14 protein-coding genes are annotated in these 17047 nt (G+C 63.5%); 6 read left to right on the top strand and 8 right to left on the bottom strand.

Annotated features, from left to right (window positions below; translation table 11 throughout):
- Positions 1 to 95 precede the first annotated feature (95 nt).
- The 3 genes from pbpC (at position 96) to BUS06_RS14160 (ending at position 3892) form a co-directional block, all read left to right on the top strand.
- Positions 96 to 2507 carry a penicillin-binding protein 1C gene (gene pbpC / locus BUS06_RS14150; RefSeq protein ID WP_083611424.1) on the top strand — a complete coding sequence of 804 codons (2412 nt, stop codon included), beginning with the start codon at positions 96 to 98 and terminating at the stop codon, positions 2505 to 2507.
- Between the two features lie 174 nt (positions 2508 to 2681).
- Positions 2682 to 3305, top strand: a complete 624-nt coding sequence (locus tag BUS06_RS14155) for a ComEA family DNA-binding protein (protein WP_074264829.1) — start codon at positions 2682 to 2684, stop codon at positions 3303 to 3305.
- Positions 3306 to 3460: 155 nt separating this feature from the next.
- On the top strand, positions 3461 to 3892 hold the full coding sequence (locus BUS06_RS14160) for a YidB family protein (RefSeq protein ID WP_074264830.1): 432 nt from the start codon (positions 3461 to 3463) through the stop codon (positions 3890 to 3892).
- 223 nt (positions 3893 to 4115) lie between these two features.
- Here BUS06_RS14160 and clpB read toward each other — a convergent pair whose 3' ends face one another.
- Entirely contained in the window at positions 4116 to 6713 is a 2598-nt protein-coding gene (gene clpB / locus BUS06_RS14165; protein WP_074264831.1) for an ATP-dependent chaperone ClpB, read from the bottom strand.
- 119 nt (positions 6714 to 6832) lie between these two features.
- Positions 6833 to 7333 (bottom strand): Rrf2 family transcriptional regulator, encoded by a 501-nt coding sequence (locus BUS06_RS14170; RefSeq protein WP_074264832.1) that lies wholly within the window; start codon positions 7331 to 7333, stop codon positions 6833 to 6835.
- A 246-nt stretch (positions 7334 to 7579) separates the two neighbouring features.
- On the opposite strand from BUS06_RS14170, the gene BUS06_RS14175 reads away from it, so the two are divergent.
- Complete coding sequence (locus tag BUS06_RS14175) at positions 7580 to 8056, top strand: group III truncated hemoglobin (RefSeq protein WP_254368844.1); 477 nt, start codon at positions 7580 to 7582, stop codon at positions 8054 to 8056.
- Here the strand turns inward: BUS06_RS14175 and moaE are convergent.
- From moaE to BUS06_RS14205, 6 genes are all read right to left on the bottom strand, one after another.
- Entirely contained in the window at positions 8037 to 8513 is a 477-nt protein-coding gene (gene moaE, locus BUS06_RS14180) for a molybdopterin synthase catalytic subunit MoaE (RefSeq protein ID WP_074264833.1), read from the bottom strand. The two genes, BUS06_RS14175 and moaE, sit on opposite strands and share 20 nt — an antisense overlap.
- A 10-nt stretch (positions 8514 to 8523) precedes the next feature.
- A complete protein-coding gene (gene moaD, locus BUS06_RS14185; protein WP_074264834.1) occupies positions 8524 to 8781 on the bottom strand; it encodes a molybdopterin converting factor subunit 1 in 258 nt (85 codons plus the stop codon).
- Between the two features lie 27 nt (positions 8782 to 8808).
- Positions 8809 to 10014, bottom strand: a complete 1206-nt coding sequence (locus BUS06_RS14190) for a molybdopterin molybdotransferase MoeA (RefSeq protein ID WP_074264835.1) — start codon at positions 10012 to 10014, stop codon at positions 8809 to 8811.
- Positions 10015 to 10181: 167 nt separating this feature from the next.
- Positions 10182 to 11633: a threonine synthase gene (thrC, locus tag BUS06_RS14195; protein ID WP_074264836.1), complete on the bottom strand. Its 1452-nt coding sequence runs from the start codon at positions 11631 to 11633 to the stop codon at positions 10182 to 10184.
- 14 nt (positions 11634 to 11647) lie between these two features.
- Positions 11648 to 12979 carry a homoserine dehydrogenase gene (locus tag BUS06_RS14200; RefSeq protein ID WP_074264837.1) on the bottom strand — a complete coding sequence of 444 codons (1332 nt, stop codon included), beginning with the start codon at positions 12977 to 12979 and terminating at the stop codon, positions 11648 to 11650.
- Positions 12980 to 13061: 82 nt separating this feature from the next.
- Positions 13062 to 14309 carry a pyridoxal phosphate-dependent aminotransferase gene (locus tag BUS06_RS14205; RefSeq protein ID WP_074264838.1) on the bottom strand — a complete coding sequence of 416 codons (1248 nt, stop codon included), beginning with the start codon at positions 14307 to 14309 and terminating at the stop codon, positions 13062 to 13064.
- Between the two features lie 450 nt (positions 14310 to 14759).
- On the opposite strand from BUS06_RS14205, the gene BUS06_RS14210 reads away from it, so the two are divergent.
- Together BUS06_RS14210 and BUS06_RS14215 are read left to right on the top strand one after the other, a co-directional pair.
- Positions 14760 to 15134, top strand: coding sequence for an Mth938-like domain-containing protein (locus BUS06_RS14210; protein ID WP_074266094.1), 375 nt, complete (start codon positions 14760 to 14762; stop codon positions 15132 to 15134).
- Positions 15135 to 15281: 147 nt separating this feature from the next.
- Complete coding sequence (locus BUS06_RS14215; RefSeq protein ID WP_074264839.1) at positions 15282 to 17033, top strand: glycosyltransferase family 39 protein; 1752 nt, start codon at positions 15282 to 15284, stop codon at positions 17031 to 17033.
- The last annotated feature ends 14 nt before the right edge of the window (positions 17034 to 17047 follow it).

Raw genomic sequence — 17047 nt, forward strand, 5'->3', positions numbered from 1 at the left:
GCCACTACACACTGTCCAGCACCCGCCGCCACGCGCAAAGCGTGCGCCGGCGGCGGCATGGCATACGCGATGTAGTTGGCGCGGCAGGCGCAACGATGCGTACACTCGCCGCGTGGTTCGCCAACGCTCGCAATCGCGTTCCACGCGCGTCGCTACCGCTCGCCCGCATCACGCTTTGCATCAGTCTGTCCACCGCCTCGCTCACTGCCTTCGCCCTCCCTTCGTTCAACGAAGTCCACACCCGCTGGCACAGCTCGGACTGGGTGCTGCTCGCGCGCGACGGCCAGCCGCTGGAGCGCACGCGCATCGACAACACGGAACGCCGCGGCGACTGGGTCGCGCTCGCCAATGTCTCGCCCGCGCTGCGCGAGGCGATCGTCGTCTCCGAAGACAAACGCTTCTACGAGCACAGCGGTGTCGACTGGCGCGGCGCGGCTGGCGCAGCTTGGGCAAATCTGTGGAACACCCGCACGCGCGGCGCCTCGACCGTGACGATGCAATTGACCGGCCTGCTCGACGACGACCCACAACGTTCAGGACAACGTTCCATCACCCAGAAAGCCGGGCAAGCCGTCAACGCGTTATGGCTCGAGCGCACCTGGCGCAAGGACCAGATCCTCGAAGCCTATCTGAATCTGGTGCCGTTTCGTGGCGAGACGATTGGCTTGTCGGCCATTTCGATGACGCTGTTCGGCAAGGCGCCCTCCGGGCTCAACGAGCGTGAAGCGGCCGTGGCCGCCGCGCTGATCCGCTCGCCGAATGCCCCCTACGTCAAGGTCAGCGAACGCGCCTGCCGGATCCTGCGCGACATGCAAGCGGCCAGCCAATGCGCGAATCTCGGCAGTTTTGTGCAACTGGCATTTGCACGCCCCGCTCCCGCGACCCTTTCCATCACGCCCGATAGCGATACGCTTGCACCGCACTTTGCGCGCCGCGTAGCAGCCGAGGCGCATCCGGTCGCCGGCACGCGCGTTACTTCCACGCTCGACGCGAACCTGCAACGCTTTGCCCGCGACACGCTGACGCGAACGCTGATCGAACTGAACGCCCGCGCGCATCCGCGCAACGTGCAGGACGGCGCCGTGGTCGTGCTCGACAACGCCACGGGCGAGGTGCTGGCGTGGGTCGGCTCGTCGGGTGCACTGTCCGGCGCTCGCGACGTGGATGCCGTGCTCGCGCTGCGCCAGGCCGGCTCGACGCTCAAGCCGTTCCTGTATGCGCAGGCCATCGACGAACGGCGGCTCACCACAGCATCCCTGCTCGATGACGCACCGCTCGATCTCGCCGCCGGCGGCGGCCTGTATATCCCGCAGAATTACGACAAGGATTTCAAGGGCTGGGTCAGCGTGCGCACGGCCCTTGGCTCCTCGCTAAACGTGCCGGCCGTGCGCACGCTGGTGATGGTGACGCCGCATCGTTTTGCGAAGACGCTCACTGCGCTGGGCCTGCCGCTCACGCAAAGCGGCGACTACTACGGCTACAGCCTCGCTCTCGGCAGCGCTGACGTCACCCTGCTGGCGCTGACCAACGCCTACCGGGCGTTGGCGAACGGCGGCGTTGCCGGGCCTACGGCCGATCTCCCGCACCGTCCGTCCACGCCACGCGATAGCGGAATAGAGCCCACACGGCGCGTATTTAGCGCCGACGCAAGTTTTATCGTCACTACCGTGCTGGCGGATAACAACGCACGCACCCGCACTTTCGGTTTCGACAGCCCGCTCGCCACGCGCTTTTTCTCTGCCGTGAAAACCGGCACCAGCAAAGATATGCGCGATAACTGGACGGTAGGCTTTACCTCACGCTATACGGTGGGCGTGTGGGTCGGTAATGCAGACGGCACACCGATGTGGGATGTCTCCGGTGTGACGGGCGCGGCGCCCGTGTGGGCCGCGATTGTCGGCTATCTGCACCGGCGTTTGCCGAGCAAGCCGCCTGCCCTGCCAGCAGGCGTGATCGAGACGCACGTCACATTTGAAAACAACGTAGAACCTGCGCGCGACGACTGGTTTGTCCGCGGCACCGAAACCCCGACGGTCGGACTCGCCGCCGACGCGAATGCAGCCGCACTACGCGTGTCGACGCGCGGTGCAGTGCGGATCGGCTCGCCCGCCGACGGCACGATCTTCGCGCTCGACCCCGACATTCCCGCGGCGCGCCAGCGGATCGCTTTCGAGCGTGCCAGCGGCGCCGCCACGCTCAGCACCTGGCGTCTCGACGGCAAGACGCTCGGACACGCCCCGCGTGTGCCGTGGCTGCCCTGGCCTGGGCGTCATCTGCTGGAACTGCTCAATGTCGACGGCAGCGTCGCCGATTCGGTGCGCTTCGAAGTGCGCGGCGCTGTGGCTCGCGGGGCGGTCCCGGGCGAAAGCACAGGCACAGGCGCCAGCAAACACACGGGCAATGCCACTGGCACTGGAACGGGAAACGGCGCCAACGCCGCCCAACGCGCCGACACCGCCACGGCCGCCGCTCACACATCGATACCATCACATCCGCCTACGCAATAGGCGAATAGTTTAAATATTGTCCGAGTGATTTACTTGTCACGAATCGATCGGTATAAATCGTCGGCTTTTAGTAAAAAGGGTGCACGGTTTATCCTATGCTTAAGCGCAGCGCCTGCTGACTGAATGCGCCGTCCGTTCCCGGCTAACTTTTTTGCCCTCAATGGAGTGCCTGCCATGCTGAAGAAGCTGCTCATGCTGTGCGTCGTCCTGGCCCTGTCGCTGTCAGCCGGTTTCGCCGCCGCCGCGGTCGAGGTCAATTCCGCCGATCAGGCGACGCTTGAAACGGTAAAGGGCATCGGTCCCGTCCATGCAAAAGCGATCATCGACGAGCGCACCAAGAACGGCCCGTTCAAGGATGCCGACGACCTCGCCTCACGCGTCAAAGGTCTTGGCACCAAGTCGGTGACCAATCTCGAAACAGCTGGCCTGACGATTAACGGTTCCGCGACGCCACCGACTGGCGCGAAGGCCTCCGCGAAATCGGGCAGCGCGAACACCGCGAGCACGAACACGAGCACACCGGCAACAAAGGCGCCACCCGCAACCGCCCCGGCCACCACGGCCGCTACGACCACAGCAGCACCCGCCGCCGCAACAGCGAACGCCCCCGCAGCAGCATCCGGCGGCAAGGCATCGAAGAAGAAAAAGAGCAAGACCGCAGCATCCGACGCAGCCGCCGCCTCCGCTCCCGCCGCAGCCGCTGCAAGCGCGCCGGCAGATGCATCGGGCAGCAAAGCGTCGAAGAAGAAGGCCAAGAAGAGCAAGGCCGCATCGGCCGCCGCAGCATCGGGCACGTGATCGTCGCCAGATGGTCAGGCGTACTGTGCAATGCGCCTGAACACTTCTAGCCTCGTCACGAAAGCCCGTCTCATCTACACCTGGTGCCGCGCAACCGCGCGGCGTTTTCACCCGTCGGCGTCTCGAAAGAACGCCGGCATTCAAGAGAGACCGTCATGAGCCTACTCGATACCCTCGGTTCCGTGTTCGGCCAGTCGCCGCAAGGCGGCGGCAGCCAGCAAGCCCTGATCAGCACCGCGCTTGAATTCGTCAACAACCAGCCGGGCGGCCTGAACGGCCTGATCCAGCAGTTCAAGGACAAAGGTGCCGGCGACATCATTAGCTCGTGGATCAGCAACGGCGAAAATCAGCCGATCTCGGCAGACGCGCTGCATAGCGTCCTCGGCTCGGATACCGTCACCAACCTTGCAGCCAAGGCCGGCGTGCAACCCGACCAGATCACGGGACTGCTGTCGCAGGTCCTGCCGCACGTCGTCAATGCAGCGACGCCCACCGGTGAAGTTCCCGCGGAAGGCCAACTGAACGCAACCAGCGTGCTCGGCGCACTCGGCGGTCTGGAGTCGCTGTTCGGCAAGGGCAACGCGTAACGTCTAACGCGTCGCATCTGGGCGCATCGCACATCAGCCTCTACCCGCTGATCGAAACGCGGTGCGGAAAATAAAAAGGGCAACGAATCGAAATTCGTTGCCCTTTTTGCTTCGCCCGTAAGCGTCAGTTCAATTGCGACTGCCCTGCGAAGGCATCACGCGTGTCAGACGTGCCACCGGCTTCACACGCGCCACAGATGCAACGCGTGTGACTCGAAGCCGCTTAATGCACGACGCGGTCGAAAGCCAGCTTGCCGTTCTCCACCTCGACCGGAATCACATCCTTCGGGCCGAACTTGCCGGCCAGAATCAGCTTCGCGACCGGGTTCTCGATCTCCTGCTGGATCGCGCGCTTCAACGGCCGCGCACCGAACAGCGGGTCGTAGCCGACCTTGCCGATCAATTCCAGCGCCTCGTCCGACACTACCAGTTGCATATCGAGCTTCGCGAGCCGGTCATGCAGCCGCTGCAACTGGATCTTCGCGATCGACTGGATATTCGAGCGGTCGAGCGCATGGAACACGACGACATCGTCGATCCGGTTCAGGAATTCCGGGCGGAAATGCAGCTTCACTTCTTCCCACACCGCATCCTTGATCGCTTCCTGCGGTTCGCCGACCATCGACTGGATCACCTGCGAGCCGAGGTTCGACGTCATCACGATCACCGTGTTCTTGAAGTCCACGGTACGCCCTTGACCGTCCGTCATGCGACCGTCGTCGAGCACCTGCAGCAGCACGTTGAACACGTCCGGGTGAGCCTTCTCGATCTCGTCGAGCAGGATCACGCTGTACGGCTTGCGACGCACCGCTTCGGTCAGATAACCGCCTTCCTCATAGCCGACATAACCCGGCGGCGCGCCGATCAACCGCGCGACGCTGTGCTTCTCCATGAACTCGCTCATGTCGATACGGATCAGATGATCTTCCGAATCGAACAGGAACGACGCCAGCGCCTTGCACAGTTCGGTCTTGCCCACGCCCGTCGGTCCGAGGAACAGGAACGAGCCGTACGGGCGATTCGGATCGGACAAGCCCGCACGCGAACGACGGATCGCATCCGCGACGGCCGAGATCGCTTCGTCCTGCCCGACCACACGGTCGTGCAGTTTTTCTTCGATCTGCAACAGCTTTTCGCGCTCGCCCTGCATCATCCGCGAAACTGGAATGCCAGTCGAACGGGACACCACTTCGGCGATTTCCTCAGCACCCACTTGCGTGCGCAACAGACGCGGCCGCGTCGGATTGTTCTGCTCCTTCGCTTCAGCCTTCGTGACTTCCTTCAGTTGCGCTTCGAGCCCCGGCAGCTTGCCGTACTGCAGCTCGGCGACCTTCTCAAGCTTGCCTTCGCGTTGCAGCCGGACGATTTCCGCACGGGTCTTCTCGATCTCTTCCTTCAGCTGCGCACTACCCTGCACCGCCGCTTTCTCAGCGGTCCAGATTTCTTCGAGGTCCGAATATTCGCGGTTCAGCCGCTCGATTTCTTCCTCGATCAACTGCAGGCGCTTCTGCGAGGCTTCGTCCTTTTCCTTCTTGACGGCTTCGCGTTCGATCTTCAGCTGGATCAGGCGGCGGTCGAGCCGGTCCATTTCTTCGGGCTTCGAATCGATTTCCATCTTGATCTTCGAGGCAGCCTCGTCGATCAGATCGATCGCCTTGTCCGGCAGGAACCGGTCCGTGATGTAGCGATGCGACAGTTCCGCCGCCGCGACGATCGCCGGGTCGGTGATATCCACGCCGTGGTGCAGTTCGTACTTCTCCTGCAAACCGCGCAGGATAGCGATGGTCGCCTCGACCGAAGGCTCGTCGACCAGCACCTTCTGGAACCGGCGTTCGAGCGCCGCGTCCTTTTCGATGTACTTGCGATACTCGTCGAGCGTCGTGGCGCCGACGCAATGCAGCTCGCCGCGCGACAAAGCCGGCTTGAGCATATTGCCCGCATCCATCGCACCTTCGGCCTTGCCCGCGCCGACCATAGTGTGGATTTCGTCGATAAAGACGATGGTCTGCCCTTCGTCCTTGGCGATATCGTTCAGCACGGCTTTCAGGCGCTCTTCGAACTCGCCGCGATACTTGGCGCCGGCCAGCAGTGCCGCCATATCGAGCGAGAGCACGCGCTTGCCCTTGAGCGTCTCCGGCACTTCGCCGTTGACGATGCGTTGCGCGAGCCCTTCGACGATGGCCGTCTTGCCGACGCCCGGCTCGCCGATCAGCACCGGATTGTTCTTGGTGCGGCGTTGCAGGATCTGGATCGAGCGGCGAATTTCGTCGTCACGGCCGATCACCGGATCGAGCTTGCCCGCGCGCGCACGCTCGGTCAGATCGACGGTGTATTTCTTCAGCGCTTCGCGCTGGCTTTCGGCGTCCTGGCTATGCACTTGCGAGCCACCGCGCACGGCGGCAATCGCCGCTTCGAGCGATTTGCGCGACAAACCGTGCTGGCGCGCGAGACGCCCAGCCTCGCCCTTGTCGTCGGCAACCGCGAGCAGGAACATTTCGCTCGCGATAAACGTGTCGTTGAGCTTCTGTGCTTCTTTATCGGCCTGGTTCAGCAGGCCGGTCAGATCGCGGCCGATCTGGACGTTGCCATCGGTGCCCTGCACTTGCGGCAGACGCGTGATGGCCTCGTTCAGGGCCGTTTGCAGCGCCTGAACATGCACTCCAGCGCGCGATAGCAGCGAACGCGCCGAGCCGTCCTGTTGGGCGACGAGTGCCGCGAGCAGGTGGACGGGCTCGATGTACTGATTGTCACGGCCGACGGCCAGACTCTGCGCATCCGCCAACGCTTCCTGGAATTTAGTGGTGAGCTTGTCGACTCTCATCAAGAGACCTCCAATTTTCGAATATCACCAAAATGAGGCGTTTTCTGCGGGTTTCAAGCGCTTTTTTGCACTCGGCGGCAACTATTTAACAATTGAGACGCACAAGCGCTCCGGTCTGCTCAATCGGCCGGACCAGCCTTGTTGTCGCCAGGCGCTGCCAGCGCAATGGGGATGATGGGCCGCATGCCGAGCAACGCCGCCATCGGTCCCGCAGGCTCGGCCAGTTCACCAATCGTATGGCTATCCAGCGCAGATAGAAAGGCGTGTCGCGCCACCTCGAGCACACCCTTAAGCCGGCACTGAGACTCGATCACGCAATGCCGGTGGCTACCCTTCTCGTCGGGGAAGCAGCCGACCAGCGCAAAATCGCTCTCGGTCGCACGCACCACTTCACCGACCGTCACCGAGCCCGAGTGCTCGAACAACCGCAAGCCGCCGTTACGGCCACGCACCGTCTCGACCCAACCGAGCTCGCCGAGCCGCTGGACGACCTTCATCAAATGGTTTTTCGAAATGCCGTACGCATCCGAGATATCCTGGATCGTCGACAATCCTTCGCTGCGCACCGCGAGATACAGCAGGACGCGTAGCGAGTAGTCCGTATAGTCGGTCAGTCTCATAAGGGCAAAGTCACGATGAGCGACGAGCGCGATCCTCTGGAAAAACCGTGTCGACGCAAGGGTTGCCGGTCCCGACGCATCGCAATAACATGCGGGAGCTGCGCATGTTATTGCGCCGGTGGCCGGTAAAACTGTGTCATTCTGAATGGTATCGTTTGCGGCTAGCGTTGTTTTTCTGATTAATGCAATGACGCGGGAGGATTTCTCGCCTTACTCATTGCATCGTCGCTTTTCCGTGGTCACAGCATGAACCTAACTTTAGACGCGGCGTCCGCCGCGCCGCGACACGCCGAACCCACTGACGCCAATATCCGCGAACTCGTCTACGCGTTTTATGACAGGGTGCGCGCCGATGCGTTGCTCGGCCCGGTTTTCGAGCAGAAACTCGCAGGACGCTGGGATGAGCATTTGCCGAAGATGTGCACCTTCTGGGCAAGCCTCGTGCTGGGCGCGAAGCAGTATCGCGGCAATGTGCAGCAGGCGCACCAGCCGCTGCCCGGCATCGAGCCCCGGCATTTCAGCCACTGGCTCTATCTGTTTCTCGATACCGTGGAGACGCGCTACGAACCCGCTGCGGCGATCCGCTTCATGGAACCTGCATTGCGGATCGCGCAGAGCCTGCAATTGAGCCGTTTCGGGTGGGACTACAAGATCCCTGCCGAGCAACAGGCGTTGCTCGAGCGGGTTGCCCCGCGCCAGCGCGTCATTCGGACTTCGTATTAACCGGGACGCCGCCCCAGCGCGCGAGTGCAGCTTCGTCGGTCACGCGGGCGTCGACCCAGCGTTCGCCCTGCTCGGTCTTTTCCTTCTTCCAGAACGGCGCTTCGGTCTTCAGATAATCCATCACGAATTCGCAAGACGCGAAGGCGTCACCACGATGCGCCGCGGTGGTGGCCACCAGCACGATCTGGTCGAGCGGGACCAGCTTGCCCACCCGGTGGATAATCAGCACCTCGATACCCGGCCAGCGCCCGCGCGCCGCCTCGACGATCGCCGCCAGCGACTTCTCCGTCATGCCCGGATAGTGTTCGAGCTCCATCGTTTCGACCGCGCTGCCGTCGTTCAGATCGCGCACCGTCCCGACGAAGCAGGCCACTGCGCCGATCTTCGGATTTTGCGCACGCAAGGCGGCCACCTCGGTGCTGAGGTCGAAGTCTTCTGTCTGGACGCGAACCGTCATCGCCTTTTCCTCAGCCGCCCGTCACGGGCGGAAAGAACGCCACCTCGCAGCCCTCGGTAAGCCGGGTGCCGGGGTCGGTCATCACGTGGTTGCAGGCCATGCGCAGCGCGCGGCCCTCGGCGAGCGTGTCCGCCCAGATGCCGCCGCGCACGCGCAGCCACGCCCGCACGTCGCCCACCGTGGCAATGCTGTCGGGCACATCCACCGTTTCATCGGCGGTACCGAGCGCTTCGCGCACGCTGGCAAAATATTTCAGATCGATCTTCATCGGGGTCGCCGCCGTCCACTGCCGGCGTCAGTTCAACAGTTCGGAAAAGGGAATGAAGTGCACGGTCTCGCCGGCGCTGATGACGTGATTGGGCGGATTGTCGATCAGCCCGTCGCCCCATACCGTGGAAGTCAGCACGGCGGAACTCTGGTTCGGAAACAGATCGAGGCCGCCGGCGGGATTGATCCGCGCACGCAGGAATTCATTGCGCCGGTCGGCTTTGGACTGCGTGAAGTCGGCTCGCAGCGAAAGCGCTCGTGGCGTCACGACGCGCACGCCGGACAGGCGCAGGACGAACGGTCGCACGAACAGCAGAAAGGTGACGAAAGTCGACACCGGATTGCCGGGCAAGCCAATGAAGAACGTCTCGCCCTCCGCGCGCCGTACCGCGCCAAACGCGAGCGGCTTGCCGGGCTTCATGGCGATCTGCCACATGGAAAGCCGCCCTTCCGCCTCGACGGCAGGCTTCACGTGGTCTTCCTCCCCCACCGAGACCCCGCCGCTGGTCAGAATCAGGTCGTGCCCCTGGGCCGCTTCGCGCAGGGTTGCTCGGGTCGCATCGAGCTGGTCCGGCACGATGCCGTAGTCAGTCACTTCGCAGCCGAGCTTTTCGAGCAGTCCACGCAACGTGTAGCGATTCGAGTTATAGATGGCGCCGGGTTTGAGCGGCTCGCCGGGCATCGTCAGTTCATCGCCGGTGAAGAACACCGCGACCTTGACGCGCCGCATCACGGACAGTTCCGCGCAGCCGACCGATGCGGCCAGCCCCAGGGCCTGCGGAGTCAGGCGCGTGCCGGCCGGCAGGATCACCGAACCGCTGCGGATGTCCGCCCCCTGCGCCGTGATCCACTCGCCCGCCTTCGGCAGATGGAGGATCGTCACCGTGTCGCCCGCCAGTTCCGTCTGCTCCTGGATGACGATCGCATCGGCGCCCGGCGGCACCGTCGCGCCGGTGAAAATGCGCGCCGCCGTGCCGGCTGCAAGCGGCTGCGGCGCGTGGCCTGCCGGAATGCGCTGCGAGACCGGCAGACGGCGCTCGCCTTGAGTCAGGTCGGCGATGCGCACCGCGTAACCGTCCATCGCGCTGGTGTTCATCGGCGGCACGTCGAGTGGCGAAACCACGTCGGCGGCCAGCACGCGGTTTAGCGCATCGAACGTCGGCAGTGTTTCCGCGCCGGCAACGGCGTTAGCGGCGCCCAGCAGCGTCGCGAGGGCGTCGGAAGTGGACAGCATCGGGGCACGCGGCGTAGAGGACGTGGGAGAGGTGGGCGTGGACATCGAGGGGAAGGCCCGCAGAACCGAAAGGAATATTGTAGCGGTCTGCGGGAAACGTCGGGGAGACAACAGTGCGCCATAACATGGCGCACTGTAGACCGGACGCATGGTCCCTCAGGCGCTCTTCAGGCGCCCGTATGGGCGACCACAAAGTCCTTCACGCGCTGCACATCCGCAGGCAGCACTTCAAAGCGCTGCGGCAACGACTCGAGCCCCGAAAACGCCGCCGGGCGCTCCGGTTCGCGCAGCAGCGCTTCGCGGATCGTCTCGCCGAACTTGATCGGCTGCGCCGTCTCCAGCACGATCATCGGGATGCCCGGCTGCAGATGTTCGCGCGCCACCTTCAGGCCATCGGCCGTATGGGTGTCGATCATCGTGTCGTAGCGTTCGAACACGTCGCGAATCGCATCCACGCGGTCAGCATGGCTGCTGCGGCCCGACACGAAGCCGAACTCCTGCACCCGCGCGAAATCGCCGCTCGCCGCCAGATCGAAACCGCCCTTCTCTTCGACGTCGCGGAACAGCTGCAACACGCGAGCCGGATCGCGGCCCAGCAGGTCGAACACGAAGCGCTCGAAATTCGACGCCTTCGAGATGTCCATACTCGGGCTGCTGGTGTGATACGTCTCGGCCGCCTTGCGTACGCGGTAGATGCCGGTGCGGAAGAACTCGTCGAGGACGTCGTTCTCGTTGGTCGCGACCACCAGCTTCTCGATTGGCAGGCCCATCATTCGCGCAATATGGCCGGCGCAGACGTTGCCAAAATTGCCCGACGGCACCGTGAACGAGACCCGCTCGTCGTTCGACTCCGTGGCGGCGAAATAGCCCTTGAAGTAGTACACGACCTGAGCCACCACACGCGCCCAGTTGATCGAATTGACCGTGCCGATCTTGTACTTCGCCTTGAACGTGTGATCGTTAGAAACGGCCTTGACGATGTCCTGGCAGTCGTCGAAATTGCCTTCGACGGCGAGATTAAAAATGTTCGGATCCTGCAGGCTGTACATCTGCGCTGTCTGGAATGCGCTCATCTTCTGATGCGGCGACAACATGAACACGCGGATGCCCTTCTTGCCGCGCATCGCGTATTCGGCTGCGCTACCGGTGTCCCCCGAAGTGGCGCCGAGGATGTTCAGCGTCTCGCCGTTCTTCTCCAGCGCGTATTCGAACAGGTTGCCGATCAACTGCATCGCCATGTCCTTGAACGCCAGCGTCGGACCGTTCGAGAGCTCCAGCAACGACAGCGGCGCGCCGTTCTCGACGCCCAGCGTTTTCAGCGGCGTGATCTGTGCAGCGCCTTCGTCGTCGCGGACATTGCAGTACGTCGCCGCCGTGTAGGTGCGGCGCGTGAGCGTGCGTAGATCTTCAGCGGGAATATCGTCGCTGAACTTCGACAGGATCTCGAAGGCGAGGTCCGCATACGGCAGCGTGCGCCAGCGCGCAAGTTCATCGGCCGACACCCGCGGATATTCCGCGGGCAGGTACAGGCCGCCGTCTCTCGCGAGACCGCCCAGCAGGATGTCGGAAAAGGTATGGCGCTCGCCGGCTCCGGCGCCGCGCGTGGAAAGGTAGTTCATATCAAGTCTCTGGCCTAGTTCAGCGCTTCCATGCGCAGCTTCGTCACCTGCGACACAACGGTCTTCAGCGCCTCGATGTTCCTGATCGCCGCGTTGACGTGTTTTTCAACCGTTTCGTGCGTGATCAGGATGATGTCGGTCTCGCCCTTGCCGTTGGCGTCGACCTGCTCCGATTCCTTCTGCAGCAGCGCGTCGATCGAGATACCCGTGTCCGCGAGGATGCGCGTGATATCCGCGAGCACGCCGGTCACGTCTGCCACCCGCAGACGCAGGTAGTAGCCGCTCGTCACTTCGTCGATCGGCAGGATCGGCGTGTTCGACAGGCTGTCCGGCTGGAACGCCAGATGCGGCACGCGATGCTCCGGGTCCGCGGTATGCAGACGGGTCACGTCCACCAGATCCGCCACGACCGCCGATGCCGTCGGCTCGGCGCCCGCGCCCTTGCCGTAGTACAACGTGGTGCCGACCGCGTCGCCATGCACGACCACCGCATTCATCGCGCCTTCCACGTTGGCCAGCAGGCGTTTCTCGGGAATCAGCGTCGGATGCACGCGCAGTTCGATGCCCTTGTCGGTGCGGCGCGCGATGCCCAGCAGCTTGATACGGTAACCGAGCTCTTCGGCGTACTTGATGTCGATCGCCGCCAGCTTGCTGATACCTTCGACGTAAGCCTTGTCGAACTGCACCGGCACACCGAACGCGATCGCGCTCATGATGGTCGCCTTGTGCGCGGCGTCGACGCCTTCGATATCGAAGGTCGGATCGGCTTCGGCGTAGCCCAGTTCCTGCGCGGCCTTCAATGCGGTCACGAAGTCGAGCCCGCGGTCGCGCATCTCCGACAGGATGTAATTCGTCGTGCCGTTGATGATGCCCGCGATGTACTGGATCCGGTTCGCCGTCAGCCCTTCGCGCAGCGCCTTGATGATCGGAATACCGCCGGCCACCGCTGCTTCGAAAGCCACCATCACGCCGTTGGCGTGGGCCGCTTCGAAGATCTCGGTACCGTGCACGGCGAGCAGCGCCTTGTTGGCCGTCACCACATGCTTGCGATTGGCGATGGCGCGCAGCACCAGCTCGCGCGCGATGCCCGTGCCGCCGATCATTTCCGCGACGATGTCGATGGACGGATCGTCGACCACCGCGGCGAAGCTATCGGTGATCTCAACCGTGCCGGCTTCGGCGCCGAGCGCCGCCGTGGCCTTGGCCGGATTGCGCACGGCAATGCGCGCAATCTCGATGCCGCGGCCGGCGCGTCGTTTGATTTCTTCCTGGTTGCGGCGCAGTACCGTGAAGGTGCCGCTGCCTACCGTGCCGAAGCCCAGCAGTCCAACTTTGATCGGTTCCATGCAGCGTGTGTTTTCGAGTAAGGATTAAGGGAAACGGTTGTCCGGGTCTGTTGCGCCGTCAATCGGGAACGGCGGGCGTTTTTCAGACCGCGTGACGTTTTCGGTAGCCGTCGAGGAAGCGGGCGATCCGGTTGATCGAATCCGCCAGGTCGTCGACATTCGGCAAAAACACGACACGGAAGTGGTCCGGCGTCTTCCAGTTGAAACCCGTGCCCTGCACGAGCAGCACCCGTTCGGCCAGCAGCAGCTCCAGGATGAACTGCTGGTCGTCTTCGATCGGATACATCTTCGGGTCGAGGCGCGGGAACATATACAGCGCCGCATCCGGTTTCACGCAGCTCACGCCGGGGATCGCCGTCAGCATGTCATACGCGAGTTGGCGCTGTTTGTACAGGCGGCCGCTCGGCACGATCAGGTCGTTGATGCTCTGGTAGCCGCCGAGCGCCGTCTGGATCGCATACTGGCCGGGCACGTTCGGGCACAGCCGCATCGAGGCGAGAATGCCAAGTCCCTCGAAATAGTCTTTCCCGTGACGACGGTTTTCGCCGGTCAGCCCCGAAATAAACATCCAGCCCGCGCGGTAGCCGCACGACCGGTAACTCTTCGAGAGGCTGTTGAAGGTCACCGTCAGCACGTCTTCGGACAGCGCCGCAATGGCGGTGTGCTGCTTGCCGTCGTAGACGATCTTGTCGTAGACCTCGTCGGCGAAGATCACGAGACCGTGCGTGCGCGCAATCTCGATCAGGCCGAGCAGCAGTTCGTCCGAGTACAGCGCGCCGGTGGGGTTGTTCGGGTTGATGACGACGAGCGCGCGTGTGTTCGGCGTGATCCGGGCGCGGATATCGTCGAGATCAGGCATCCAGCCGTTCGATTCGTCGCAGATGTAATGCACCGGCGTACCGCCCGCGAGGCTAACGCCCGCGGTCCACAGCGGATAGTCGGGCGCCGGCAGCAATACTTCGTCGCCGTCGTTGAGCAGCCCCTGCAGCGCCATCACGATCAGCTCCGACGCGCCGTTGCCGATGTAGATATCGTCCAGCTCGACGCCGTGCACGCCCTTTTGCTGCGTGTAATGCATGATCGCCTTGCGTGCGGCGAACACACCTTTCGAGTCGGAATAGCCTGACGAGCCCGGCAGATTCAGGATCATGTCCTGGATGATTTCGTCGGGCGCATCGAAACCGAACGGCGCGAGATTGCCGATGTTCAGCTTGATGATGCGGTGGCCCTCTTCTTCGAGCCGTTTTGCATGTTCGAGGACGGGCCCGCGGATGTCGTAGCAGACGTTCAACAGCTTGTTGGATTTAAGAATCGGTTTCACGGCGGGCACTTCATCCTGGGTAATTAACAGGCCGCTCGGGCCTGTCGGGCTGGCCCGCACTATACGGGCTGTGGGCTATCGGGCATCCGAATGCGAAGCGGCGAATTCTTACGCGCTCCCGCGGACTTGTCTGATTGGCGCCTGCGGCGGGTTGCGCCGGGTGCTTAGGGAACCATCGACACCCTCGAAGGATCACTCAGCGAACCTTAAGAGAGCGTCTGATAAGCTGTTTGACCACGCTTGGCCCGGCGCGTCGACCGGGGTCCAGCAGCTGCTTCGGGCGCGGCTTATGGCGGCACGCGAAGCGGGGGGCGCCGCTGGGCGGCTAAAAAGTTATAATTTAGCGGATTTTGGCCGACTTCCGCAATGCACCAAGTGCATGCAGAAGCCCTTTCGGCCGCTTCGTGTCCATTGCGCGACGCTTTTCTGCCGCGGAACGAACGACTTCGGAAAACCAATTTGAAATTACACCAGGATTCGAGCGGCGCCCTGAACACCGTGACCGGTTACGGCGCCGGCTATGTCGAAATCAATCTCGAGCGCCATGTGGGCAGCATCCTCGTGATGCCGGAAAGCCCTGTCATTGCCTGGCCGGTGGCTTCTTTCGAGGCCCTCAGCCCGGAGCACTTCGCCATGCTGGTCGAGCCGGCGCCGGAAGTGGTGATCTTCGGCAGCGGCGATCGGCTGCGTTTTCCCCATCCGCGGCTGACCGCTGCGCTCGCGGCACACCGGATCGGCGTCGAGACGATGGACTTCAAGGCCGCCTGCCGCACCTACAACATTCTGATGGCCGAGGGCCGCAAGGTCGCGGCCGCCTTGCTGATCGAAGCCTGACCGGCGCGGCGCACCCTGGGCCATGGCCGTTTTGAGCGCCAACCGCGCGACGGCTCTCGGCGGCCGGCCCTGCGCAACCCGGCGTGCACCCCTAACAACACCGAAATGCCGCCCATGCGGCATCGTAAAAGAACAGGCTGATCATCCATGAACGATATGCCGTCCCGGCTACCGCTCAACCGCACCACCATCCTGCTGCTGGTGCTGGCACTTGCCCTTGTCTGGTTCGTGCCGCTCGGCTGGCGGCACCTGCTGCCGAGCGACGAAGGCCGCTACGCCGAAATGGCGCGCGAGATGTTCCTGACCGGCGACTGGATCACGCCGCGTTACAACGGCTACAAATACTTCGAGAAGCCGCCGCTGCAAACCTGGGCGAATGCGCTGACGTTTGCATGGTTCGGCATCGGCGAATGGCAGGCGCGGCTTTACACGGCCTTGACCGGCTTCGCTGGCGTCCTGCTGCTCGGCTTCACCGGCGCGCGAGTCTTCAATGCCGCCACCGGCGTGTTCGCGGCCATCGTGCTGGCGACCTCGCCGTACTGGAACCTGATGGGCCATTTCAACACGCTGGATATGGGCCTGTCGTTCTGGATGGAGTTGACACTTTGCGCGCTGCTGCTCGCCCAGCGGCCTAACTTGCCCACTGGCCAGGTGCGGCTGTGGATGTGGGTCTGCTGGGCGTCGATGGCGCTCGCGGTGCTCTCCAAAGGCCTCGTCGGCCTGATCCTGCCGGGCGCGGTGCTGGTGCTGTACACGCTGGTGGCCCGCGACTGGGCGCTCTGGAAGCGCCTGCATCTGATCGGCGGCCTGATCCTGTTCTTCGCGATCGCCACGCCGTGGTTCGTGCTGGTACAGCAACGCAATCCGGAATTCCTGAATTTCTTCTTTATCGTCCAGCAGTTCAAACGCTATCTGACGCCCGAGCAGAACCGCCCCGGCGCGTTCTATTATTTCGTGCCGGTGATCCTGGTGGGCTTCCTGCCCTGGCTCTCCATCAGCGTGCAAAGCATCCGCCACGCGCTGCGCCTGCCGCGCCAGCCGAACGGCTTCTCGCCGGTCGCCATGCTGCTGGTGTGGGCAGCGTTCATCTTCCTGTTTTTCAGCGCGTCGCATTCGAAGCTGCTGTCCTACACGTTGCCGATCGCCCCGGCGCTCGCGCTGCTGATCGGCATGTACCTGCCGCTAGTGAGTCCGGCCATGCTGCGCCGTCATCTGACGGGTTACGCAGTGTTTCTGGTGATCGCCGCGGTGGGCGCGCTGTTCATGAGCCACCTCGGCGACGATCGCAATCCCACCGAGCTGTACATTGCCTATCGCGTCTGGGTGCTGGCCGCCCTCGGCGTCGCCTTTGCGCTGACGCTCGCCGCGCTGTGGCTGAACCGCCATAGCCGCGCCGGCATTCTTGGCGCCACGGCCACGTTCGGCGCGGCCTGGCTGCTGATGGGCACCATTGCCGGCACCGGTCACGACGTGTTCGGGCGTCTGAGTTCAGGCGCCCCGCTCGCCCCCGCCATCAAGGCTGCCATTGCCAGGCTGCCGCCCGATACGCCGTTCTACTCGGTCGGCGTGCTCGATCACACCTTGCCGTTCTATGTCGACCACACGATGATCATGGTCGAACATCCCGATGAACTGGCCTTCGGCGTGTCCGTCGAACCGCAAAAGTGGGTCCCGACGTTCGACGAGTGGATCAAACGCTGGGACGCGGACCGCTACGCCCTCGCGCTGATTCCGCCGGACCGGTACAAGAAGCTGCTGGCCGAGCATGTGCCGATGCAGGTCATCGCCCGCGACCCGCGCCGGGTGATCGTCGAAAAGCCCCTGGCTGGCGACGCAGGCAATGCCGGCGCCGCAGCGCCAGGCGCAGCAAGCCCCGCTATAGCAAATCCGCAGCAATGACCCCATATCAGGAC

Origin of the sequence: Paraburkholderia phenazinium (genome assembly GCF_900141745.1) — a bacterium.
Taxonomy (GTDB): domain Bacteria; phylum Pseudomonadota; class Gammaproteobacteria; order Burkholderiales; family Burkholderiaceae; genus Paraburkholderia; species Paraburkholderia phenazinium_B.

Bases quoted from the DNA above. Each gene is read 5' to 3' on its own strand.
- moaE (WP_074264833.1), bottom strand. From the start codon at position 8,513: ATGACGGTTCGCGTCCAGACAGAAGACTTCGACCTCAGCACCGAGGTG.
- BUS06_RS14170 (WP_074264832.1), bottom strand. From the start codon at position 7,333: ATGAGACTGACCGACTATACGGACTACTCGCTACGCGTCCTGCTGTAT.
- BUS06_RS14215 (WP_074264839.1), top strand. From the start codon at position 15,282: ATGAACGATATGCCGTCCCGGCTACCGCTCAACCGCACCACCATCCTG.
- BUS06_RS14200 (WP_074264837.1), bottom strand. From the start codon at position 12,979: ATGGAACCGATCAAAGTTGGACTGCTGGGCTTCGGCACGGTAGGCAGC.
- BUS06_RS14155 (WP_074264829.1), top strand. From the start codon at position 2,682: ATGCTGAAGAAGCTGCTCATGCTGTGCGTCGTCCTGGCCCTGTCGCTG.
- clpB (WP_074264831.1), bottom strand. From the start codon at position 6,713: ATGAGAGTCGACAAGCTCACCACTAAATTCCAGGAAGCGTTGGCGGAT.
- thrC (WP_074264836.1), bottom strand. From the start codon at position 11,633: ATGAACTACCTTTCCACGCGCGGCGCCGGAGCCGGCGAGCGCCATACC.
- BUS06_RS14175 (WP_254368844.1), top strand. From the start codon at position 7,580: ATGAACCTAACTTTAGACGCGGCGTCCGCCGCGCCGCGACACGCCGAA.
- moaD (WP_074264834.1), bottom strand. From the start codon at position 8,781: ATGAAGATCGATCTGAAATATTTTGCCAGCGTGCGCGAAGCGCTCGGT.
- BUS06_RS14190 (WP_074264835.1), bottom strand. From the start codon at position 10,014: ATGCTGTCCACTTCCGACGCCCTCGCGACGCTGCTGGGCGCCGCTAAC.
- BUS06_RS14160 (WP_074264830.1), top strand. From the start codon at position 3,461: ATGAGCCTACTCGATACCCTCGGTTCCGTGTTCGGCCAGTCGCCGCAA.
- pbpC (WP_083611424.1), top strand. From the start codon at position 96: ATGCGTACACTCGCCGCGTGGTTCGCCAACGCTCGCAATCGCGTTCCA.